This is a genomic window from Planctomycetota bacterium, assembly GCA_016125255.1.
Lineage (GTDB): Bacteria > Planctomycetota > Phycisphaerae > Phycisphaerales > Zrk34 > RI-421.
The window spans coordinates 624,518-648,005 of sequence record WGMD01000002.1 but is presented as its reverse complement, the minus strand read 5'-3'; the positions used below and the strand labels follow the sequence as shown (position 1 = coordinate 648,005).

General features: G+C 63.6%; 21 protein-coding genes. 12 read left to right on the top strand and 9 right to left on the bottom strand.

The window, feature by feature from the left end:
- Positions 1-19: 19 nt before the first annotated feature.
- Genes GC162_03845 through GC162_03830 form a run of 4 tightly spaced genes read right to left on the bottom strand, consistent with a single transcriptional unit; the run spans position 20 to position 4,374 of the window.
- Positions 20-1,411, bottom strand: coding sequence for an AAA family ATPase (locus GC162_03845; protein ID MBI1367767.1), 1,392 nt, complete (start codon positions 1,409-1,411; stop codon positions 20-22).
- An 18-nt stretch (positions 1,412-1,429) separates the two neighbouring features.
- Complete coding sequence (locus GC162_03840; protein ID MBI1367766.1) at positions 1,430-2,443, bottom strand: MCE family protein; 1,014 nt, start codon at positions 2,441-2,443, stop codon at positions 1,430-1,432.
- The gene (locus tag GC162_03835; protein MBI1367765.1) at positions 2,440-3,261 is read right to left on the bottom strand and encodes an ATP-binding cassette domain-containing protein; all 822 of its coding nucleotides are present in this window, start codon (positions 3,259-3,261) and stop codon (positions 2,440-2,442) included. Before GC162_03835 ends, GC162_03840 begins: the two co-directional genes overlap by 4 nt.
- Positions 3,262-3,273: 12 nt before the next feature.
- On the bottom strand, positions 3,274-4,374 hold the full coding sequence (locus tag GC162_03830) for an aminotransferase class I/II-fold pyridoxal phosphate-dependent enzyme (protein ID MBI1367764.1): 1,101 nt from the start codon (positions 4,372-4,374) through the stop codon (positions 3,274-3,276).
- 94 nt (positions 4,375-4,468) lie between these two features.
- Here GC162_03830 and GC162_03825 point away from each other — a divergent pair, with 94 nt between their 5' ends.
- The 11 genes from GC162_03825 (at position 4,469) to GC162_03775 (ending at position 16,386) form a co-directional block, all read left to right on the top strand.
- The gene (locus tag GC162_03825) at positions 4,469-4,990 is read left to right on the top strand and encodes an NUDIX domain-containing protein (GenBank protein MBI1367763.1); all 522 of its coding nucleotides are present in this window, start codon (positions 4,469-4,471) and stop codon (positions 4,988-4,990) included.
- Positions 4,991-5,090: 100 nt separating this feature from the next.
- The gene (locus GC162_03820; protein ID MBI1367762.1) at positions 5,091-5,984 is read left to right on the top strand and encodes a rhomboid family intramembrane serine protease; all 894 of its coding nucleotides are present in this window, start codon (positions 5,091-5,093) and stop codon (positions 5,982-5,984) included.
- 12 nt (positions 5,985-5,996) lie between these two features.
- On the top strand, positions 5,997-6,884 hold the full coding sequence (locus GC162_03815) for a rhomboid family intramembrane serine protease (protein ID MBI1367761.1): 888 nt from the start codon (positions 5,997-5,999) through the stop codon (positions 6,882-6,884).
- Positions 6,885-6,974: 90 nt separating this feature from the next.
- Positions 6,975-7,343 carry a hypothetical protein gene (locus tag GC162_03810; protein MBI1367760.1) on the top strand — a complete coding sequence of 123 codons (369 nt, stop codon included), beginning with the start codon at positions 6,975-6,977 and terminating at the stop codon, positions 7,341-7,343.
- Between the two features lie 61 nt (positions 7,344-7,404).
- Entirely contained in the window at positions 7,405-8,592 is a 1,188-nt protein-coding gene (tgt, locus tag GC162_03805; GenBank protein ID MBI1367759.1) for a tRNA guanosine(34) transglycosylase Tgt, read from the top strand.
- Positions 8,593-8,658: 66 nt separating this feature from the next.
- Positions 8,659-9,099, top strand: a complete 441-nt coding sequence (gene yajC, locus GC162_03800) for a preprotein translocase subunit YajC (protein MBI1367758.1) — start codon at positions 8,659-8,661, stop codon at positions 9,097-9,099.
- 75 nt (positions 9,100-9,174) lie between these two features.
- Entirely contained in the window at positions 9,175-12,588 is a 3,414-nt protein-coding gene (secD, locus tag GC162_03795) for a protein translocase subunit SecD (protein ID MBI1367757.1), read from the top strand.
- 109 nt (positions 12,589-12,697) lie between these two features.
- Positions 12,698-13,510 carry a LysM peptidoglycan-binding domain-containing protein gene (locus GC162_03790; protein MBI1367756.1) on the top strand — a complete coding sequence of 271 codons (813 nt, stop codon included), beginning with the start codon at positions 12,698-12,700 and terminating at the stop codon, positions 13,508-13,510.
- A gap of 88 nt (positions 13,511-13,598) precedes the next feature.
- Positions 13,599-14,915, top strand: coding sequence for an alkaline phosphatase family protein (locus GC162_03785; protein ID MBI1367755.1), 1,317 nt, complete (start codon positions 13,599-13,601; stop codon positions 14,913-14,915).
- A 136-nt stretch (positions 14,916-15,051) separates the two neighbouring features.
- Positions 15,052-15,801, top strand: coding sequence for a DUF4230 domain-containing protein (locus GC162_03780; GenBank protein ID MBI1367754.1), 750 nt, complete (start codon positions 15,052-15,054; stop codon positions 15,799-15,801).
- Positions 15,802-15,870: 69 nt separating this feature from the next.
- Complete coding sequence (locus tag GC162_03775; protein ID MBI1367753.1) at positions 15,871-16,386, top strand: DUF456 family protein; 516 nt, start codon at positions 15,871-15,873, stop codon at positions 16,384-16,386.
- A 61-nt stretch (positions 16,387-16,447) separates the two neighbouring features.
- Here the strand turns inward: GC162_03775 and aroF are convergent, their stop codons facing one another.
- The 5 genes from aroF to GC162_03750 all read right to left on the bottom strand — a co-directional run bounded on the left by aroF (position 16,448) and on the right by GC162_03750 (position 22,086).
- On the bottom strand, positions 16,448-17,485 hold the full coding sequence (aroF, locus tag GC162_03770) for a 3-deoxy-7-phosphoheptulonate synthase (protein ID MBI1367752.1): 1,038 nt from the start codon (positions 17,483-17,485) through the stop codon (positions 16,448-16,450).
- Positions 17,486-18,213: 728 nt separating this feature from the next.
- Entirely contained in the window at positions 18,214-19,017 is an 804-nt protein-coding gene (locus GC162_03765; protein MBI1367751.1) for a prepilin-type N-terminal cleavage/methylation domain-containing protein, read from the bottom strand.
- A complete protein-coding gene (locus tag GC162_03760; protein MBI1367750.1) occupies positions 19,014-20,006 on the bottom strand; it encodes a hypothetical protein in 993 nt (330 codons plus the stop codon). The genes GC162_03765 and GC162_03760 overlap by 4 nt, the downstream gene beginning before the upstream one ends.
- Positions 20,007-20,101: 95 nt before the next feature.
- A complete protein-coding gene (locus tag GC162_03755) occupies positions 20,102-21,514 on the bottom strand; it encodes a DUF642 domain-containing protein (GenBank protein ID MBI1367749.1) in 1,413 nt (470 codons plus the stop codon).
- On the bottom strand, positions 21,511-22,086 hold the full coding sequence (locus tag GC162_03750) for a sigma-70 family RNA polymerase sigma factor (protein MBI1367748.1): 576 nt from the start codon (positions 22,084-22,086) through the stop codon (positions 21,511-21,513). The genes GC162_03755 and GC162_03750 overlap by 4 nt, the downstream gene beginning before the upstream one ends.
- 291 nt (positions 22,087-22,377) lie before the next feature.
- On the opposite strand from GC162_03750, the gene GC162_03745 reads away from it, so the two are divergent.
- Entirely contained in the window at positions 22,378-23,394 is a 1,017-nt protein-coding gene (locus tag GC162_03745) for an N-acetyl-gamma-glutamyl-phosphate reductase (protein MBI1367747.1), read from the top strand.
- The last annotated feature ends 94 nt before the right edge of the window (positions 23,395-23,488 follow it).

Here is a 23,488-nt window from a genome sequence, read left to right as displayed (position 1 = left end):
CTTCCCGGAATCAGTGCGGTCACTTCATCTTCAGATACTCGAGAATCTCGTCATATGCGCCGCCCTGATTGGCGTACAGGGCGTAGTTGCGGGCGGAGGCGAACCACTCGCGCGTCGTCGGTTTGACCTGCTTGGCGGCATCGAGCAAGTCGCGCGTCGAAAGCGGTTGCGGCATCCCGGTCTTCATCGCCGCACGCAGTTTCGCATCGACCGCCAGATCGATCACCGCCTTCAGGTCCGCGCCGCTGAAACCCTCGGTCTTTTTGCCCACCTGGGCGTAGTCGATGCGGTCCACCGGCTTGTCGCGCAGCAACAGGCGCACAATCGCCGCCCGCGCCTCGCCGTCCGGCGGCGGGACGAACAGAACGCGATCGAACCGCCCCGGCCGACGAAATGCCGAGTCCAGATGCCACGGCGCATTGGTCGCCCCCAGCACCAGCACGCCTTCATTGTCATGCTCCGCGCCGTCGAGTTCGGCGAGGAACTGATTGATCACGGTGCGGCCGGCGGTCTGGCGCATGTCGGTGCGCGAGGCGCCGAGGGCGTCGACTTCGTCGAAGAACAGGACGCTGGGCGCGTTGCGGCGGGCCTGGTCGAAGATGGCGTGAAGCTGCTTTTCGCTGGAGCCGATCCACATGTCCAGCACATCGTGAATGCCCACGCTGATGAAGTTGGCCTTGATTTCGCCGGCCGTGGCGCGGGCGAGGAAGGTCTTGCCGCAGCCGGGCGGGCCGTACATGAGCATCCCGCCGCCGACCTTCTTGCCGTAGGCCTTGAAAAGCTGCGGATTGGTCAGAGGGTGAATGATCTTGATGCGGATTTCCTCTTTGAGCGACTCCATGCCGCCGACGTCGGCGAAATTCAGACGGGGCCGTTCGATCTCGGTGCCCGCGTCGCTGCTCGTCGGGGGCAGATCGCCGGCGGGGGCGCGCATGGCGAAGGGCGATTCCTCTTCGTCCGCCTCTTCGTCCGCCGCGTTCGCAGCCGCCTCTTCCTGAAGCTCGCCAGCGCTGACGCCCAGTTCGTTTTCGAGGTAATCGTCGGTGAGGTTCGGGTTGAGCCCGATGGCCTCCATGTACTGTTGCCGCGCCATCGGAGCGCGACCCGCGCGGAGCAGCAGGCGGGCATGCAAAATATATGTCTCAGCCGTGACGGGCTTGCGGCCGAGCAGGTCCTCGACGATCACCAGCGCCTGCGAATTCTTGTCCTGCCCGTAAAAGCACCACGCCAGCGCGAGCTTGATGTCCGCCGCTTCCGGATCGCACCGCAGCAGTTCGCGATACTCCGCCTCCGCGGCCTCGTGCCGACCGCTGCGGGCGAGTGTGTCGGCGTAAAGACGGCGAAGCGGGGCGTTGTCCGGCGAAAGACGCAACGCCTCCGCCAACGACTTGATCTGATCATCCGCGTTCATGATCGCTCCCGGCGTCACTCAAAATTGAATCGGCAATCCCTCCGCCTTCCACTTCTCGATGAGCAGCTTCGCTTCCTTGAGCATCTCGTCGAGCCGCTGGGCGGCATCGGTCAGGTTGTCGTAAAGGGCCGGGTCCTGTAGCACTTTGCCGAGCGTGCCTTTGCCGGCCTTTGCATCGGTCATGATCTGATTCATACTCGCCATCGTCTTGCTCAGTTCGTCCGCCACCGCGACGTACCGGCTCGTCAGTTCGCCAAGCTGCTTCTTCGCATCCGCCGTCAGGTCACGCGTGTTGGCCACCGTCTGCTTCAGGTCTCCGACAAGCTGTTCGTCGCCGACGATTTTGTTGATGGAGTCGATGGTCTTTTTCATCTCGCCCAGCCGCGCATCGGCCCGGGCGATCATCGTCGCGACGTTGCCCTGCACTTTCCCCGCGTCCACGTCGGCGAGATTATGCTGCTCCAATAGCGTGTTGAGCTTCTGTCCGATCGCGATGTACTCATCGGCCAGCGTCTCGATCTTCTTGGACAGCTTGCCGAAGTTGTCGAGCTGGGCCTTGAGATCATTACGCAGATCGCGCGCCACGCCGGCGACGGCCGAACTCATCGTCGTCACCGTTCCATGCAGTTCGCCCGATCCGTCGCGCGGCAGGTAGGTGAGCGGCGGGGCGTCCGGCGTCCGTTTCGTCGGCGTGATGGCAAGCTGCGACGCGCCGCCGAGCAGACTGCCCGCCGCGTTGACGCTGGCGCTTGAGGGAATGTTACGGCTCGTGTCGATGAGGCACGTCAGTTCCACCTGCTCGGCGCTTTCGTCGGTGAATCGAAGCGATTTGACGTAGCCGACGTCGATCCCGCTGAGTTTGACGCGGCTTCCGATGGCGAGTCCGGTGGCGTCATTGAGGACGATTCGGATAGGGTAGTTTTCGGTGGTCCATCTTTCGAGTTCACCGAAGATGAACGCGAGCCAGAGCACGGCGACGAGGCCAGTGATGGCGGTGATCCCGACGGTGATGTTGCGTGTGCGTTCGGTCATGTTTTGCCCGCCGGTCGTGATTCGGACGCGCTTTCCAGGCCGTCGATCTGATGCAGATCGCTGCGGCCCTCGATGAAGGCGCGGACAATGGGGTCGTCGGTGGCGCGGACCTCGTCAGGGGAGCCGTCGACGATGATATGGCCATCGTAGAGCATGACGATCCGGTCGGCAATTTTATACGCGCTGGTCATATCGTGCGTGACGACGATGCTCGTGGCGTGAAGCTCCTTCTGGAGCTTGATGATCAATTCGTTGATGACGTCGGAGCGGATCGGGTCCAGGCCCGTCGTCGGCTCGTCGTAGAGAATCACCTTCGGATGCAGCGCGACCGCCCGGGCCAGCGCGATCCGCTTGCGCTGTCCGCCGGAAAGTTCCGCGGGGACTTTGCGCTGCGTGTGCTCCATGCCGACCATGCCCAAGACCTGTGCACACCGCTCGCGGCGTTCCTTGAGCGTCATGTTCGCATGCTCCTCCAGCGGGAAGCACACATTCTGCTCGACGGTCATCGAGTCAAAGAGTGCGCCAAGCTGGAAGAGGTAGCCGAAGTCCGTGCGGATTTCGACGAGGTCATGTTCGTTCATCTGGTCGACGCGGTGGCCTTCGTAGTAGACCTCGCCGCGGTCGGGGCGGAGGAGGCCGACGATGTGCTTGAGCATGACGGATTTGCCGCATCCGCTGGGGCCGATGACGACGGTGGTCTGACCCTTGATGAAATCGAGGTTGACGCCCTGGAGGACGCGCAGGCGACCGAACGACTTGTAGACATCGCGCAGGCGGATGACGGCTTCGTCGCGGATTGGCCCGTTCGCATCACTCATGCGAGCGACAGTTTACTCGTAAAACGCCCGCATCACAGCCGCAACCTCTTCCTGCTGCTCTTCGCTGAGCGTGGGGAACATCGGCAGACTGACTACTTCGTCGCACGCCGCCTCGGCGACCGGCAGCATGCCCTTGCGATAGCCCAGCGATTCGAAGCACGGCTGAAGATGCAGCGGCAGCGGGTAGTAGACCTTGTGCCCGATGCCGTTGGCCTTGAGATGATCGCACAGGGCGGCGCGGTCGGTGGAGCGGATCGTGTATTGGTTGAACACGTGATACTGCCCCTCGGCGGTGACGGGCAGCGTGATCGGCAGATCGCCAAGCAGGTCTTCATATCGCTCCGCCGCCGCGCGACGCCCCTCGGCGTACGCATCGAGATGCGCCAGCTTGATCGTGAGCACGGCCGCCTGAAGGGCGTCGATGCGGAAGTTGCCGCCGACGTACTGATGGCGGTACTCATCGGTCTGCCCGTGCATGCGGATCTGCCGCAGCAGCGTGAGCAGCTCCACGCGCGGCGTCAGCACCGCGCCGGCGTCGCCGAACGCACCGAGGTTCTTCGTCGGATAAAAGCTCAGACACCCGTAGTCGCCCATCGAGCCGGCGGGGCGGTCGTGATCGCGTGCCCCGATGGCCTGCGCGGCGTCTTCAATGACGATCAGTTCATGCTTCTTCGCCAGCGCGAGCGTCGCCGTCATGTCCGCGCACTGGCCGAACAGATGCACCGGAATGATCGCGCGGGTTTTATCCGTGAGGGCGGCCTCGGCGGCGGTGACGTTCATGTTGAACGTCGCGGGGTCGATGTCGACGAAGACGGGCGTCGCGCCGGTGCGGGCGACCGTCCCGCCGGTGGCGAAAAACGTGAACGTGGGCACGATCACTTCATCGCCCGGCCCGATCCCCGCCGCCATCAGTGCGATCAGCAACGCATCCGTCCCGCTCGACACGCCCACCGCATGCGGCGACTGACAGTACCTGGCGAGCCGGCCCTCAAAGCCCTCGACCGTTTTGCCGAGGATGAACTGGTTGGTGTCAATGATGGCGTCGATGGCGGCGCGCGCCTCGGCGGCGATCGCACGATTCTCCGCGGCCAGATCAAGCATGGGAACGGACATGGCGGGGCTCCAATGGGAAACGTCACAGGATAAGAAGCCCGCCATGGAATGTCGAATCGTCGGCCACGTCGGATATCATGTCGCCATGAACAAGATGCGTGAAAGTCGGCGGATTTTTGAAGGTGTCAAGGTCAAGCTCGATCTCGTGAAGATTACCACGCCCGACGGGCGACAGGTCGAGCGGGAAGTCGTCGTGCACGGCGGGGCGGTGGCGATTCTGGGGATTCTCGATGACGGGCGGATCGTGATGATTCACAACCATCGTCACACGCTCGATCAGACCTTGTGGGAGCTTCCCGCCGGGACGCTCGAAGCGGGCGAGGACCCGGCGGTCTGCGCCGGGCGCGAGATGATCGAGGAGACGGGTTACGAGGCGGCGAAGATCGAGCCGCTGTGCGAGTTCTACACCTCGCCGGGCATTTTGACGGAGCGGATGTACTGCTTCGTCGCCACGGGGCTCAAGCATGTGGGGCAGGCGCTGGAGGAAACGGAGCAGATCACGGTCGAACCCGTCGCGCCCGCAATCGTCCTGGAGATGATCAAACGCGGCGAGATCGTCGACGGCAAATCGGTGGCGGCGCTGTTGTACTGGTGGACGTTTGTGCGCGATCATTGATGGATGACGCTCGTCGCGGACCGCGCCATACCCCGTGGCCACCTTCACCCCGGCCCACTCCCGTGGGAAGAAGGGGCGACGGCGCTACACTTGTCGTGACATGGGCATTTATGAGCGTGATTATTATCGACGGGATCTGCTGCCGCCGGCGACGATCGGGCCGCGGCTGCCGATGTGGTCGATCAACACCTGGCTGATCGTCATCAACGTGGCGGTGTTCGTGCTCGACGGGCTGCTGATGGGCACGGTGGGGTACTACAACTATCATGGCATGCGCATGGGCCCCATCGAATACTGGGGCTTTTTCTCGGCTCAAACGGCGATCGAGCACTGGCAGCTCTGGCGATTCATTTCGTTTCAGTTCCTGCACGCCACGTTCGAGCACATCCTCTTCAACATGATCGGCCTGTACTTTTTCGGATCGATGATCGAGCAGTACCTGGGCTCGCGGCGTTACGTGGCGTTTTACCTGTTGTGCGGCGCGGCGGGCGGGCTTTCTTATGTCGCGCTGTGGGAAGCGCACCTGATCATCTCGGCGAGCTGGATGCCGCTCATCGGCGCGTCGGCGGGGGTGTACGGCGTGCTGATCGCCTCGGCGCGGCTCGCGCCTGACGAGATGATCTTCATCTTTCCGATTCCGGTTCCGATCAAGCTGCGCACGCTGGCGTGGTTCCTTTTGGCGCTGGCGGTGGTCGTGATCATCCGTCACCGACCCGGCGAAAACGCGGGCGGACAGGCGGCGCACCTCGGCGGGGCGCTGGTGGGCTTTTTGCTGATTCGCAACATCGGCCTGCTCAATTTCCTGACCGGCCTCACGCTGCCGACCTTTCGGTTCAGGCGGCGCGACGTCGACGAAGTGAACCGCCCGAGCGATCGCGCGTTCGATTACGAGATCGACCGGATTCTCGCCAAGATCGCCCGCCAGGGCATGGACAGCTTGAGCGAACAGGAGAAGAACCTGCTCCGTCAGGACACGCAGCGCAGGCGACGCTAGACTGATCGCGCCATGGGATTTTCCGACCGACCTTATTCGTATGACGATCAGCAGCCGACGCTGCGCGGCCAGTTGGCGGGGACGAGCGTGACGGTCTGGCTGATCGTCATCAACGTGCTCGTGTACATCCTGACTGCGATCTTCACGCAAAGCGCCCGCGCTTCGGCGCTGTCGCCGCTCGAATGGGGCGGGTTCAACATTGATGACGGCGTGTACCGGATGCAGCTTTGGCGCTGGTTCACGTACCAGTTCATTCACGCGGGTCTGTTTCACATTCTGTTCAACATGATGGTGCTGTTTTATTTCGGGCCATGGATCGAGCGCATGCTCGGCCCGCGGAAATACCTGGCGTTTTACCTGCTCTGCGGATGCTGCGGGGCGGTGGTGTACACGCTGTTGTCGATGGTGCCGGGCCTGCTGGGCGAATTCGAGGGGGGGATGCTGGTGGGCGCATCGGGGAGCATCTTCGGCCTGATCGTGGCGTGTGCCGTGCGTATGCCGCATCAGGAAATCATGCTCTGGGGCGCGATCCGCATGACGATGCGGACGCTGGCGCTGATCCTTCTGGGCGTGGCGGTGTTGAGCGTGGTGGTCGGCTCGATGAACGCCGGGGGCGACGCGGCGCATCTCGGCGGGGCGCTGCTCGGGTTCGTCCTGATCCGCAACGATCACTGGCTCAACCTCTTCGACCGCCTGTCGACGCGCCACATTTCCCCCGCCCAATTGCGCGACCGCTACAAGCGTGGCCGTTTTCAGGACAAGCTCAAGAAACAGGCGGCGTCCGAACAGGAGATCGACCGCATCCTCGCCAAGGTGTCACAGCAGGGACTGCAGAGTCTGACCCGCCGCGAGCAGAAGTTCCTCCGGCAAACCTCCGAAGAAAAGCGCGGACAGGATTAGCCCATTGAGCGGCGGGGCCGTTCGGCAAGCTCACAGCAAACAAGCCCCGCCGCAAAATGATGTCAATAATGTCGACGGAGACACAGCGGCATGGTGAACACACGGGGGTCCAATTCGCCGGGTGTACGGATTCTGCTTTGCGGCCTGATGGGTCTGCTCGCGCTGTTTCTGGCGAGCGCCGCAATGGCGGGCGTGGTCGTGGTCTTCTTTCTTTTGGCATTGATCACGGGCGTCGATCTGTTCGTCGCGATCATCATGTATCCGATTGCAATTGTGCTGTATCCAATCATTGCGTTCTGGCGTTGGGTTGCGCCGACGGAGCCGGGGTTTGGATGGCTCGACCTGCAGTTTCGGGTGATCGTCACATATATTGTCGTCGGGTTATTAGGCGGTATCATCGTCGGGTTCGCGCTGGAGCGCCGCCACAGGAAACGGGCGATGGTGATGCAGCGTTGCTAAATGGCCACATGGCGCGCCATCGTATTTCGTCTATCGCGCATTCGGCGGTATCATCGACGGAATGTCCGCCATTCGATTCGACATTGACGCCAGCTCAAAAGAATGCCATGCCCGCGTCGGCCGCGTGACGACGCCGCATGGGAGCTTCGACACGCCGGCGTTCATGCCCGTGGGCACCAAGGCGTCCGTCAAAGGTCTGCTGCCTGAACTCGTCGAGGAAACCGGCGCCCAGATCATCCTCAACAACACCTACCACCTGATGCTCCGCCCCGGCACCGCCCTGATCGACCAGCTCGGCGGGGTGCACCAGTTCATGCAGTGGCGCCGCCCCATCCTCACCGACTCCGGTGGGTTTCAGGTCTTCAGCTTGGGCGACATCCGCAAGATCGACAACGACGGCGTGACCTTCCGCAACGATGTCGACGGAGCGGAGACGCGCCTGACCCCCGCTGCGTCGATCGAGGCGCAGAACCAGATCGGGGCGGACATCATCATGGCCTTCGACGACTGCCCTCCGGCGGTGGTCGAGGACCCGGACAACGCGCCCGCCCCCAGCGGGGAGGACCGGTCGATGCTGCGTCATGCCGTCAAACCGGCGGATTATGACGCCCGCAATCGACTGGCGGTGGATCGGACGATCCGCTGGCTCGAACAATGCGTCAAGGCCCACCGCCGGGCGGATCAGGGCCTGTTCGGCATTGTGCAGGGGGGCGTCGATCTGGAATTACGATCGCACTGCGCAAGGGAGCTTCGGGGGTTTGACCTGCCGGGGTATGCGATCGGCGGGGTGGCGGTGGGGGAGGGTCACGCCGCGATGAAGGCGGTGGTGGAGCACACAGCCCCGCTGCTGCCGTCCGATAAACCGCGGTATCTGATGGGCGTGGGTTATGAACGGGACATTTACATGGCGGTGCGGGCGGGCGTGGACATGTTCGACTGCGTCCTGCCCACGCGTAACGGGCGCAACGCCAACGCTTTCACGCCGACCGGCCCGATCCGCTTGCGGAACGCTCAATTTCGGGATGATCCGGGCCCGATTGACGCTTTGTGCGACTGCACGGCCTGCCGGCGCTTCAGCCGGGCGTATTTGAGGCATCTTTTTTTAGCCGGGGAAATGCTCGGCCCGATCCTCGTGAGTCTGCACAATCTGCGACATTTCCAACGGCTGATGCTGGACATACGCACCGCAATACGTAATGATGACTGGCCTTTTCTCCGGTCACGGTGGCCGGTTCTGACTGCGGAATAAGGGGCTGCCCGCTGCGCGTTTGGCGCGGAGGGGTATTCGGCCCGCCCTGTTACGGAGCCCTTGCTCATGTTCGATCATCTGACGCTGACGCTGGCCCAGAGCGACGCGCCGCCGCCCCCACCCGCCGCACCGGCCGGTGATGCCGCCAACACGACGACGCAGTCGCAGACCGGCGCCGCCGGGGCCAAGCCGCTGCCCGACAAGCAGTCGAGCGATTCCGGTTCGCTGTTCGGCATGATGACCCCGATCATCATCCTGCTGGCCGTCTTCTGGCTTTTGATTCTCATGCCCCAGAAGCGCGACAAGAAAAAGCGCGCCGCCATGCTCGCGAGCATCAAGAAGGGCGACCGCATTCAGACGATCGGCGGGATCCTCGGCAACGTCGTCGAGGTCCGCGAGCACGAAGTGATCATCAAGGTCGATGAATCCAACAACACGCGCCTGCACTTCGCCCGCGGCGCGGTTCAGGCCGTCCTGCCCGACGGCAAGCCCGAGGAACCTCAATAATCATTCGGAGTCGGGCCGCGACGCCTGCGGCGGGCCATCGAGCCCGCGGCGCACGAACGATCGCCCCGGAGTCTTATGCAAAGCAATCAGTTCTGGAAAGTGATCGTCATCATCGGCGCCCTGCTCGTGTGCGGCCAGTCGATGTGGCCGCCCAAGGATCGCCTCAACCTCGGCATCGACCTGCGCGGCGGAACCAGTCTGCTCTACGAAGTGGACACCGCCGACGCCCGCAATCCCGAAGAGGTCATCAAGCAGACGATCGCCGTGCTTCAGAAGCGCGTCGACCCGTCCGGCGTGCGGAACCTCATCTGGCGCGTCGAGGCGGGTAACCGCATCGAAATCCAGATGCCTTTGGCCTCGCAGACCGTCATCGACGCCCGCAAGGCATGGAACGACGCCTTCGACAAGATCGACGATCAGAACGTCACCCGCGCTCAGGTGAATAATGCCCTGCGCGCCGCCCCCGATGCGCAGACTGAACAGCTCAAAAAGCTCGAACAGGGCGTGTCCGGTCGGCTCGAAAAGCTCGAAGCCGCCGCGACTGCTTATGACCAGCTTCAGGACGCCCGCGCGTCCTACGAGAAGGTCAAGGACGATGCGGACAAGCGGATCGACGAAGCGGGCAAAGTCGCCCGGGCCGAGCTGGCGTTCGACGCGGCGATGAAGGCGGTCGTCGAGACGAACATCGACCCGGTGCATCTGGGTCAGACGCTCGAGCTTTCGACGCTGCCGCAGCTTGACGACAAGACGCACGAGCCGATCCCTGATTCGAGCCCGCGCGACAAGGCGCTGGCGGCGATCTACAAGGCGCATCCGGGCCGGGTGGATCAGATCAAACAGGTTGTGGCGGCCTATGACGCGTACCAGAAGGTCAAAGGACCGCTCGACGACCCCGAGGACCTCAAACGTCTGCTCCAGGGCGCCGGCGTCCTCGAGTTCCACATCGCCGTGCAGCAGGATCAGGCGACGAACCTTCAGGAGCTTCGCCAGCAGCTCGCCGAGCGCGGTCCGCGCAGCGCCGCCGATGCGCAGCAGAAGTGGTACATCATCGACGCCCCGAGCACCTGGGCCGACACCCCCGACGCCCTCAAAGCCCTCAAGGCCGACCCCGTCGGCTACCTCGCGCGCCGCGGGCTCATCGGCGCTGAGTATGGCGGCGAGTACTACATCCTGCTCTGGGATGTGCCCGGCCGATCGATGACGCAGCGTGATCGCGGCTGGGAGTTGAGCCGCGCTTCGAGCGGCGCCGACCAGCGCGGCTTCCCCGCCGTCGATTTCTCGCTCAATGAAATCGGCGCCAGTCTCATGGGCCAGCTTACCGGCGACAATCTCCATCAGCAGATGGCCATCGTCCTCGACGGCCGCGTGTTCTCCGCTCCGACGATTCAAAGCCAGATCCGCGGCAGCGGGCAGATCACCGGGGGTCGAGGCGGATTCAGCCAGAAAGAGCTCGAATACCTGATCCAGACCCTCGGCGCCGGCTCGCTTAAGGCACGCCTCAGTTCCGAGCCGATCTCCGAGCGCAACATCGGTCCGTCCCTCGGTGCTGACAATCTCGCCAAGGGCCTCAAGTCCGCCACCGACGCGATGATCATCGTCGCCGGCTTCATGTTCGTCTACTATTTCTTCGCCGGGCTCGTCGCTGACGTGGCGCTGGCGGCGAACATTATCATCATTCTCGGCATCATGGCGTCCATCAAAGCGACGTTCACGCTGCCCGGCATCGCCGGCGTCGTGCTGACCATCGGTATGGCCGTCGACGCCAACGTGCTGATTTACGAGCGCATCCGCGAGGAAATCCGCGCCGGACGCGACATGGCGGCCTGCCTGCGTCTCGGTTACGGCAAGGCCTTGAGCTCCATCATCGACGGCAACCTCACGAACCTGATCGTCTGCGTCGTGCTCGGCTACACCGCCACCGCCGACGTCAAGGGCTTCGCCGTCACCCTCGGCATCGGCATCTGCGCGACGCTCTTCACCGCCCTGTTCATGACCCGCGTCATCTTCGAAATCTACAGCCGCGTCGTCGGCATCAAGAAGCTCAACATGCTTCCGCTCGCCGTCCCCGCCATCGAGCGATTCTTCACTCCCGCCGTCAACTGGATCGGCAAGCGCTACATGTTCTACACCTTCAGCGGCTCGCTGATCATCCTGAGCATCATCGCCATCGGCGTCCGTGGCAAGGACATCTTCGACATCGAATTCCGCGCCGGCACCGAGGTCGAATTCGACCTCAAGGACGGGCAGATGATGAAACTCGATGACGTCCGTGCCCGATTCAACGGCACGGTCATGGAGAACGACAAGACCGTCGTCGCCATCGGGGCCGTCAGCGCCGACCACGCCGCCCACCGCTTCGCCGTCATCACCACCAACACCGACTCCGGCAAGGTCGCCGACATCGTCCGCGACGCGTTCAAGGATGTCATCGACATTCAGCCGGTGATCCATTTCGCCGGCGAGAACGCCGAGAGTCTCGCCGCCGCGCCGGTGTATCCGATCACCAAGTCCAAGCTCGCCGAGGTCGTTAATCGCCCCGAGGTCGTCGAAGATGCGCCCGATGAACTGGGCGGCGTGGCGATTCTGCTCGACAAGATCTCCCCGCCCGAATCCGCGCAGGCGCTGTACGCCCGCATCAAGTCGATGCGCCTCCAGCCGGACTTCGAGCAAATGCAGTTCCGACCCTTCCGCGTCATCGGCATCGCGCCCGACAAGGACAACCCCAAGGTCTTCACCAGCGCGATCGTCGTGACCCCGCCCAGCGAGCATGCCAGCTACTTCGAAGACCCCGGCTCGTGGGAGAAGTTCGCCGGCGACGAGTGGAAGGTCGTCCACGAAGGCCTCGTCCGCGAAAAGAGTCTCGACAAGGTCTCCAACTTCACGCCGACCGTCGCCACCACGATGGTCAACAATGCGATCGTCGCCCTGATCCTCTCGCTTCTGGCGATCATCGTCTACATCTGGTTCCGCTTCGGTTCGCTGCGCCACGGCCTGGCCGCCACCGCCGCGCTCTTCCATGACGTGATCATCACGCTCGGCCTCGTCGCCATCAGCGGATTCATCTATGACAACGTCCTCGGGCACGTCCTGCTGCTCGACCCTTTCCGCATCAACATGGCGATGATCGCCGCCGTCCTGACGATCATCGGCTACTCGCTCAACGATACGATCATCGTCTTTGACCGTATCCGTGAAAACCGCGGCAAGCTCGCCGTGGCGACCCCGGCGATCATCACCGACTCGATCAACCAGACCGTCAGCCGAACCGTCATCACCTCGGGCACGACCTTCCTGGCCGTGTTCATGATGTACCTCTTCGGCGGCGACGGCGTGCACGGGTTCACCTTCGCCATGACCGTCGGCGTGATCGTCGGCACGTACAGCTCGATCGCCATCGCCTCGCCCCTGCTGCTCATCGGCACCAAGTACGCCCGCGCCTCCGCCGAGTCGTCAGCCCCGTCGCCGCGGACCGAACCGCCGATGGCGTGACGCCGGCCGCTCGAATCCGCCGCTTGCGGCTTCGCAGTGAAGGCGCTTTTTGCATCGCACGGGGGCTTGACGCTACGATGTGGTTGGACCGTATCGAAGGAGCCGCTCCATGAAGCTCGCGACCCGTTGGATGCTGATCGTGGCGATCGCCGCCGTGCCCGTCCTGACCGCTCAAGCCGTCCGTGCCGCGGAGGAACCCAAGCGCAATCTCAACGACGATGTGCTGGACATCCTCACGCGCACCGCACGCGAGGAGAAGAAGGAAGCGCCCAAGAGCGAAACCTCCGCCGTCAAGACCGAGGACGCGGCCAGGCCGGCTAAACCCGCTGAAGCTCCTGCGGAAAAGCCCGCCGAGAAACCGGTCGCGCCCGCCGAAGCGCCCGCACCCAAGCCCGCCGAGACGAAACCCGCCGAATCCAAGCCCGCGCCGCCGCCCGCGCTGTCGATCGGCCCGGCGAACGAGACGAGCAAGCCCGCCGACAAACCGGCCGAGAAACCCGCCGCCGATGCGCATCCCGGCGAGCATCAGTACACCATTCGCGAGGGTGACACGTTCAGCACGATCGCCGTCGCGCTCTACCGTGACGAAGCCAAGTGGATCGCCATCGCGCAGGCCAACCCGCTGGTGGACCCCAAGCATCTGAAGGTCGGTCAGGTGATCCGTCTGCCGGACCTGGCGACCTTTGAGCGTCAGCGGGAGCAGCAGCTTGACGCCATCAAGGAAGCCGTCGCCAAGCCCGACGGTCAGACCAAGACCGTCCTCGTGCAGCCCGGCGACACGCTCAGTCATATTGCGGTGCGCGTCTACGGCAAGGCCTCCCTATGGCGCGTCATCTTCGAAGCCAACAAGGCCGAACTCGAATCGCCCGACGCGCTCAAGGTCGGGATGAAGCTGACGATCCCGCCCAAGCCCAAGGAGTAAGTAAGTGGTGATATGGCGAAGTGGTGAAGTGGCGATGTGAAGCCGCTTCATACATCACCACTTCACGATTTCACCACTTCACCACATCATGCGTACCTGCCTCATCGACATCCCGGGTTTGTCGTCGCGGTTGCTCGAAGCATTGGCCGGTGAGTCGGCTCCGCCGTGGTTCGATGCGGTGGTCGATCGGGGTCAGTCGGTGATTCGGCCGGTGCTGCCGGCTCTGACGATGACGGTGCAGGCGACGTACGGCACGGGCGTTTCGCCGGCGGACCACGGCATGATCGCCAACGGGCTGCCCGCGTACCGGTTGCCGGACATCACGCCGCATCTGGACCTGTCGAATTTCAGCGACTACCGCTGCAATGTGAGTTTCTGGGAGCAGTCGACGAAACTGCTGACAGCCCCGCGCATCTGGGAGGAGTCGGGTCGGCGGGTGGCGATGCTGTTCGTGCAGTCGTCGATGGGCGGGGCGGCGGAGGTGGTCGTCACGCCCAAACCGCAGCACACGCCCGACGGCAAAACGATCAGCATGTGCTGGTCGGACCCGGCCCAGCTTTATCCGAAGCTGCGCGAGCAGCTCGGCGAATTTCCGCTGCACCATTACTGGGGTCCGATGGCGGGGATGAAAAGCAGCGAATGGATCGCGGCGGCGGCCCGGCTTGTGTGGGAATGGGAGCCGACGGATTTGCAGTGGGTGTACATCCCGCAGATGGACTACGACCTTCAGCGGCTCGGACCCGACGATCCGCGGTGCGCCAAGTCATTGGCGGCCCTGCTCGGCGTGCTGACGCCGCTCGTCGAGAAGGTCCATGCCGACGGCGGGCAGGTGCTCATCGTCAGCGAATACGGCATGACGAAGGTCAGCCGCTTCACCGCTCCGAACGTCGCGCTCGCCCATGCGGACCTGCTCAAGACGACCGCCGCCGGCGAAGTCGATTATGCGGCGAGCGAGGCGTTCGCGATGGTCGATCATCAGGTGGCGCACGTGTACTGCAAGAGCGCCGCGGCGATCGATGCGGCGGCGAAAACGCTCGGCGGCCTGCCGGAAGTGGCGCACATTTACCGCGGCGATCAGCGCGGCGACGTCGGGCTCGACTGCGAGCGGGCGGGGGACCTGGTGGTGTTCGCGCACGGCGATGCGTGGTTCGAGTATCGGTGGTGGAGCGATTGGGCGAAGGCCCCGGCGTATGCATGGATGGTCGACATTCACCGCAAGCCCGGTTACGACCCCTGCGAGATGTTCGCCGATCCCGCCACGCGAAAGATCGAGGCGGATCAGCCGCAGCTCATCAAAGGTTCGCACGGCGCCCTGCCCGCCGACGAAATCGACTGGCCCGTCCTGCTGGGCCACCCGACGGCACGGGCGAAGATCGACGCGACCGACGTGGCGGAGCTGATATGAAGCTTTCAGCGGTCAGGTATCAGCGGTCAGTGAAGGCGCTTCTCTGGCTGACCGCTGACACCTGACCGCTGACCCGTCCCTTTTGCAGCAATTTCCGCGGGTTTTCCGATAAAAGACGAATGAGAAAGCCGTACAAATGGATCGTGACGATCCTGGTGGTGATGTTCATCGTATGGCTTCTGGTGAAGGTCGACGTGTGGTACGCCACGCAAAGCGCTCAGCCGCCGTCGCCCCCGCCCGAACCGCAAGGGCAACCATGATCGGAAGACTCGCCATCGTGCTGACCATCGTCGCCGCGGCCCTTGCCGGCGGATATGTCGTGCACCAGCTTCAGCCCCCGCAGCTTGCCTCCGCCACCGTCATCCGTCATCACTCCGTCAACGCCCCGACGATCGAGCAGGTGCGCCAGCTCGCCTCGCTCGTCACGCTCGAAGTGCCGATCTCCGATGTGCAGGTCAGCGAGATCGAAGGATTCACCGGAAGCGTCAAGCTGGTCATGAGCGTGCGGGGCGATGTGCAGATCGTCACGGATCTGTCGCAGGCGAAGTTTGTCGATGTGGACCGGGCGAAGCAGACGGCGGTATTGTCGCTGCCGACGCCGCATGTGTCGCGCCCCCGCCTCGATCACGATAAAACGCGCGTGCTGGAGATGACGCGCAGCGGGATGTGGAAATTCCTGCCGGGCGAAGCGGGGGAGTCGGTGCTGACCAACCGCGCGATGATCGAAGCACAGCGCGTCCTCGGCGAGGCGGCCAACCGCCCCGAACTGATCGCCCAGGCGAGCGATCATGCCCAGACAATCCTCTGCCAATTCTTCGCGGCGCTCGATTGGAATATCACCATTCAGTGGAACGCCCCCGAGAAAACCGCCGCTGTCGTCGAGTAAATCGCACGATGCGCGATAGCCGGGTCGCTACGCGACCCTGGTATGCCATGTCGCGCTAAACTGTGACGCATGTACATCGTCTACGCGATCATTCTGCTTTCGTTCAACGCGATGAGTCTGCTGCTGGTGGTGCTGGGGCTGCCGGGCAACTGGCTGATGGTGCTGGCGACGGGGGTGTTCGCATGGGCGATGTGGGATGTGCATGCGATCACGGCGATCCCGCTGGCGGCGATCGGTTTGCTGGCATTAGTCGGTGAAATCCTTGAAACGACGCTCGGCGCTTCGGGCGCCCGCAAGGCGGGGGGCTCGCGCTGGGGCGCGATCGGCGCAATTCTCGGCGCCCTTGTCGGCGGGATCGCCGGCACGTTCGTCATCCCCATTCCCGTCGTCGGCTCGATCCTCGGCGCCTGCATTGGCGCGGGCGTCGGCGCGATCGGGTTTGAGCTGGCGGGGGGGCAGAAACTCGGCGTGTCCCTCCGCACGGGCAAGGGCGCGGCCGTCGGCCGACTTTACGGCACGATCGCCAAACTCGTCGTCGGCGTGACGATCTGGCTCATCGTCGCGGCGGCTCTGTTCATTCCGTGAGCGGTGCCAGACGCTTCGCCGTGAAGCGCGGCGCAGCGTCGGCGTGTGGGAAACACGATCGCTACCTCACGGGCTGCGGCAGCGGCAATTCGCGGTCGATCGCTTCGGCGATACGGGCAAGCTGCGGCATCAGCTCGGCGAACTGCTGCGGGTTGAGCGATTGCGCGCCGTCGGACCATGCATGAGGCGGATCGTGATGCACTTCGACCGCCAGCCCGTCCGCCCCGCAGGCGACGGTGGATTTGCTCATGGCGGGGACGAGATGGGTATGCCCCGTGCCGTGTGACGGATCGCCGACGACCGGCAGATGCGTGCGATGGTGAAGCTCGACGATGGCGGCGAGCGAGTAGGTGTTGCGGCAGAACTTCTCGAACGTCCGGATGCCGCGCTCGCAGAGGATGACATTGGGGTTCCCCGCCGCGAGGATGTAGTCGGTGGCCTGCAGATATTCGTCGATCGTCATCGCCATCCCGCGCTTGTACAGCACCGGCTTGGGCTGCGAACCGACCGCCTCCAGCAGCTTGTAGTTCTGCGCATTGCGCGTCCCCACCTGCAAACAATCCGCATAGCTCGCCACCAGATCCACATCCGCCGGCGTCATGACCTCCGTGACGATCGGCAACCCCGTCGCCTCCCGCGCGACGGCAAGCATCTTCAGACCGTCTTCGCCGTGACCCTGGAAACTGTAGGGATTCGTGCGTGGTTTGAACGCCCCGCCGCGCAGCGCCGTCGCCCCGGCTTCCTTGACGATCCGGGCGGTGCGGACAATCTGTTCCTCGCTTTCGACGCTGCACGGCCCGGCGATCACGGCGACGGCCTTCCCGCCGACGACGCAATCCTTGCCGATCGTGACCTGCGTCCGTTCGGGGTGATGCTCCTTCGACGCCATCTTGTACGGCGCCAAGACTTTCATCGCCTTCGCCACGCCCGGCAGCGTCTCGAACTGCGACGGATCCTTCTTGCGGTCCTCCCCGATGACCGCGACGACCGTCAGTTCCGTGCCGGTGATGACATGCTCTTTGAGTCCCATTTCGCGGATCAGGCCCACGACCTGCTCGATCTGCTGCTTCGTTGCGTCCGATTGCATCACGATGATCATGACGGGCTCCTTGTGCCAACAAAAAGCCCCGCCTGCGGCGTTCCGCATCGGGGCTGACAGTTCGTTTCAGAAATCCGGTTCATCCGGTCTGCGTCACACCCTATGCGGTTTGTCCGCGGGAAAAGTAAAACGCAAACCAGTCAAATCGACCGTTCATGCCTTCATTATGCCCCCTGTTCCTGGTAAGTCAAGAATTTCACGCGGGGCTCGGGAAGCGGGGCGCCTTGCCCAATCGCACCGGCGCGGCAATCGAGCGGCGGGGCGCGCGACCGATGCGTCGCTCCATTTCCTCATCAGAATCGTCGTTTCCCCACGCTTTTCTCTGCAAACCGCGCGCACAGGCGCGCCCGTGCGCACGGGCGCGGAGGCCCCGTCGCGCCCATGCGCGATCGAATAAGGACTTACATAAACGCATGCGCACGGCTGTGGCGAATGCGACCAGCCGGTGCGCGAATTGCGCATCAACTGTGCGCGAAGCGGATGAGATGACCGCGTCGCGACCTCAGCGATCCAGCATGATGCGCAGGCGGGTGGGCGCCATGGCTTGAGCGCTTCGCCCAAACCGTGCGCGTTGAACACTCAAACCTCCGCCCTTCAGAGCGCGCCTTGCACTCAACGGATACGCTCTTGAGAAGCCGGAGACGGCACGAAAAGGGCCTGTCAAGCGGCGGTTCCCCACGGACGCTCAGCAGCTCTCCTTCGTGCGCCGTGCTGCCATTGTCCCGGCTTCAGGGCGTGCCTTGCCAATAGAAAAACGCACCGTCGGACGCCTGCCGGAGGCAGTAGTTGTTGCCGCCGGCGAGATTGTTTTCAAGCGGCTGGGTGTAGGTATTCTCACCATCGACATGCCCATCGGCGCAGACAACGTATTGCCATGAAGGAAGCTTGTCAGCCGGATTCCCGACGTGATTGATCATGTACTGATCGCCCCATGGGAAGGCCGGCCCGCCGCCCCAATAGACCAGATCGCAGGCGACCACGGCCTGTGCGGGCGACTTCTGTTGGGTCATCCGCCACATGGCAGGCGGGCGACGGTTCGCGTTGAAAAGCGTCGACGACACGTAAGGCGTCTCAAATACGCCCACCAGATACGCGTAGTCCATCTGCACGAAACGCCCCCAATCCGCCGGCAAATAGGTATGCTGCGCCAGCGGTTTGCGACCGGCGCTGGGGCAGATGACGGATGCGTCGTTCACGCCAAACTCCGTCAACACCTCCCAGGGCGTACCGAAGATCTGCGGCTGCGCGGCGTCTTCGTCAAAGTACGACACATCGCCGGGGTGGGCATCATTGAAAAAATGAGGCCGCGGCACTTTTGATTTCCAGTTGCGATACGACTTGGGATAGAACAACTCATTGGACGATGCGTAGTTCACCGTCGCCAGTTGGAGACCGTGCAGATGGGCCGCACAGGCCGCACGCCGCGCCATTTCCTTCGCCCGGTGCAGCGACGGGAGCAGGATCGCGATCAGCAGCGTGATGATGCTCACCGCGACAAGCAATTCAATCAGACTGAACGCCTTGTGCTTCATGCAAGATGGCGCATGCGGCGGCGAAGTCCCGCCAGCGCGAGCAGGCCCAGACCCGCTGTCAGCGGCGATGGCGCGGGAATGACCACCACATGCAGGTTGTAGTTGACGTCACCGGCGCTGGTGTTGAACGTGACGGTGGCGTTGTAGTCGCCGGGACTGGCGCCGAGAAATTTCAGGTCATACTGGACGTTGGACGCCCCGCCGGCGGTAAGGGTCGTGTTGGCGTAATCGGGTGAGGAGAACAGGCCCGCGTTCGCCCCGCCGAAACTGATGCCGGTGACGTTGATGGTCGTCGTGGGATCGCCGTTGTTGGAGAGACTCACAGCGTTGAACTGGGTGAGCATCTGCGAGGGATTGAGCGTGCCGAAGTCGATGGTGTTGCCGGAGACGGGCGACGCGACGAGCAGCGTGCTGGACCCGGTCACGGAGACGTTGTCCAGCAGCCCGTCATAGCCCGAGCCGCCGATATCGCTCATGTCGGTGAGCGTGAGTTTGACGCTGTTGCCGGTGCCGGTGAAGGTGGTGGAGACGGTCAGCCAGCCGCCGTTGGGGGTGCTGTTGTTCGTGTTGTCGGCGGCGTTCGCCGGCGACAGGACCGTGGCGGCGGTGACATCGTCAATGATCTTGTATTGCAGTCTGAAGGTGCCGGTGTTGCCGTCGAAGATTTTCTGATAATTGAAAGACAGCGTGTACGAACCGCCGGCGACGGTGTTGAAGGACTGCGACAGGACGCCGTTGGGCGTATTGCCGCCGCCGTTCCAGACCAGGGCGCGGGTGCCGTCGGTGGGCGTGCGATTGTCCATGGCCGCCGCCGTGGTGGGGATGAAGTCGCCCGCGCCGCCGGTGTGCGTCCATCCGGAGAGCGTGCCGGTTTCAAAGCTGCCGTTGGTCAGTAGCTGCGCCGCCGAGGCGCCGGCCGGCAGCGCGCCGCCGAGACTCAGCATCGCAGCCCATGCCGCGAACGCGTTTGTGCATTTTCTCAGATTCATGATTCGGTTTCTCCTTGTGATCGTGCGGGCGATTGATGGTTTGGGATGGAATCGATTCACAATGGTTTTTCCTGTAGGCCGACGATTGGGGATGGCTATCGTTCTCCCGGTGAATCCGGCGGCAGAGGCCGAACGCTGACCTGATCGATCGCGGCGTCATAATTGACGCCCGCGATATCGCTTTGATCCTTGAACCGCAGCAGGGTTCGATCACTCGTCGCGGTGAATTCAACCATGACCGTATGGAAAGCCCACGGCTGTCGTCCTTCCGCATTCACGCTTCGGTTTGTCGCCGCGCTTTTGGAGGCGATCGTACGGTCGGCGTTGATATCCCTCAATTCCGCAAGCACGCGAGCCGTGCCCGCGGCGCCTCGATATTTGGCGATCGAAAAGCTCAGGCGATACGTCACGGCCGGTATCGTGTGAAGGACTTGCTCGATCGTCGCATTGGGGAGCTGGTTGTTGGCGTTGAGGCATAATGCGTTTCGGCCTTCCATGACGAGGCCGGGCGACACGCCGGCTTCGATCACGGAGGCGTTGCCGCGAATGGACCAGGCGTTCTGGTCCGCCGCGGATTCAAAGCCGCCGTCGACCACCAGTTCTTGATCCGCGGAGATGTCCGCCTGCCGCAACGAGCCGTCCGCCTCGCAGACCATGATCTGCCCGGTGACGAGCAGATGCGTCGGCGACTGAACCTCCCGGCCGGAGATTTGAACCCGACCTTCACGAACAAGCACATAGTCGCGTCCGGAGGCGTTCGCAACGACCGTGAATCGTGTGCCCAAGTCCACCACTTTCGCCCCGCCGGGCAGATCGACGGTGAACCCATGCGCTTCGGGGCGGCAGTACGCTTCGAGTTTGCCGGACGTGAGCATGCCCCGGTTGGGTCCGGTCATTTCAAATTCACACGGGCCGGTCAGGTCGACGACGGCGGTGGATTTGAACATGAGTTGGGCGCGGCCGGAGGTGAGTTTGATCGGGGCGGTGAGGCCTTCGCCGAGGGAACGCTCGCCATCGGCGAAGATCGCGTCGGGGGACATGTCGCTGAGCATGGCGTATGAGGCCGGGGCGGCGGAGTGCGGAGTTGGGAGTGCGGAGTGGGGAGTGAAAGGCACAAAGACATACAGGAGCGTGGCGGCGAGCGCCAGTAGCGCGGCGAGCGCGGCGCCTGTCTTGATGCTGAACCCAGTACTCAGACCCCTGAACCTTTTTTCGTACCAGACGCTTCGCCCGCGGACGGGCTCAGCGTCGGCGTGGGGGGGAGATGTCCGCTGTGCGCTCACGCCGACGCTGCCTGCCCTGAGCTTGGCCGAAGGGAGCGGCGCTTCGCCGCGAAGCGTCTGGTACGGATAGGTGTCGGCGAGCAGCGTGTCGGTGAGCAGGAGTCGCACAGCCCGGCGGCGCAGGTCGGCGTCGCCGCGCAGATGTTGCGACAGGGCGGCTTGGGACTCGGCGGTCAGTTCGCCTTCGAGCAGGGCGGCGAGAAGTTCGTCGATCGTGGGGCTCATGCTTCACCCCCGGACATCCGGGCACGGATGCAGTCGGCGAGGGTTTGGCGGATGCGGAAGAGCGTCTGTCGGACGGAGCCGGCGGGGCGGCCGAGGGCGGCTGCGAGGTCGTCGATCGACGAGGCGGTCGAATAGCGACGCTGAATCAGACCGCGATGCGCGGCGGAGAGGCGGCCGAGGCACGACGCCAGCGCGGCCTTCTGCTCGGGCAGATCAAGCGTTTCCTCGGCGGCGGCGTGAGCCATTTCTTCGGCGAGGGCTTCATCAAAAATGAGCCGACTGCGGGCGAAGGTCTGACGCTGCTTGAGCACTTCGTAGTGCGCGATCTTCAGGGCCCACGCGGCGAAGTCGGAGCCGAGCGTGAACTGCTCGGATTTTTTGATGAGGACGAGATTGGTCTGCTGGAGGATGTCGTCGGCGGCGACGGCGTCGCCGACCATGGCGCGGATGTAAACCTTGAGCCGGGGCTGGACGGCGAGGAGAAGCTGGGTGAATTGGGCCTGACGTGGGTCCATGTCGGGTTCCGGGGGTCTCCGTAGGGTACACCTCGCGCGGGGGGCGGGTGTCAACATGAAGTTGGGAAATTTGGGGAGGGGGGTTGGGGGATTGGAAGCCCTCCCCCGTTGAGGGGGAGGGTTGGGTGGGGGTGGATTGCGTTAGTTCATGATGCGTCCGCATCGATGCGGATGCGTCACGACGGATGCGCTTCACCCGCCCCCAGCCCCGCCCTCAAGGGCGGGGGGTCGGAAGGGGCGCACGCCGCGAGCGGCGTCGCTAAACGGGGATGGCGGGCCGCGGCGCGGCACCCGCTAATGCGGGGGGATGGGGGTGATTTTTGGGGTGGGGGGCGTACAATCGTAACCATGAGCATTCGCGTCGCCATCATCGGGCCTACGGGGTATACGGGTTACTGGCTGATCCATCTGCTGTTGCGCCATCCGGGGGCGAAGATCACGTATCTGGCGAGTCATCGCGATGAGCTGCCGAACATTGCCGACGAGTTCCCGATGTTGCGGGGGCGGTGCGAGATGGTGTGTCGGCCGGTCGATGCGAAGGCGATCGCGGGCGAGGCGGATGTGGCGTTTTTGGGGCTGCCGCACAAGGCGGCGATGGCGTATGTGCCGGCGCTGCTCGAAGCGGGGCTGCGCGTGATTGATTTGTCGGCGGACTATCGGCTGCATGATCCGGCGTTGTATGAAATGGTGTATCAGACGCCGCACGATGACAAGGCGAATCTGGCGGATGCGGTGTACGGGTTGCCGGAGTATTTCGCGGACGACATTCGCAATGCCGATCTGGTGGCGAACCCGGGTTGCTATCCGACGGCGGCGGTGCTGGCGATCGCGCCGCTGATCCAGCGCAGCATGGTCAAGACGGACGGGATCATCATCAATGCGGCGAGCGGCGTCACCGGGGCGGGCAAGTCGCCCAAGCCGAACCTGCACTTCCCGGAAGTCAACGAGTCGTACGCGGCGTATGGTTGCGGCAATCATCGCCATCAGCCGGAGATCGAGCAGACGCTTTCGACGATCAAGGCCAGGCCGGTCACGACGCTGTTCGTCCCGCATCTGTTGCCGATCGATCGGGGGATACTCGAGACGATCTACATGGACCCGCAGGACGAGGACGTAAGCGAAGCGGAGTTGTTCGAGGCGTTCGACGATGCGTACGGGAAGGGGGGATTCGTGCGCGTGGTGCGCGACATGCCGAATGTGAAGAACGTCCGCGACACGAACTTCTGCGATCTGACGGTGCGCTTCGCCGCCGGGAAAGTCGTGGTTTTCTCGGCGATCGACAATATGATCAAAGGCGCGAGCGGTCAGGCGGTGCAGAACATGAATCTGATGTTCGGCCTCGACGCGAAGGCGGGATTGATGTGAAGCCGCAAGCGGCTTGAGGCATCGACGCGAAGCGGTTGCACGGGGGTGTATATGGTTTACGGGTGGTTTGCGCTCGCGTACATACTGACCCGTC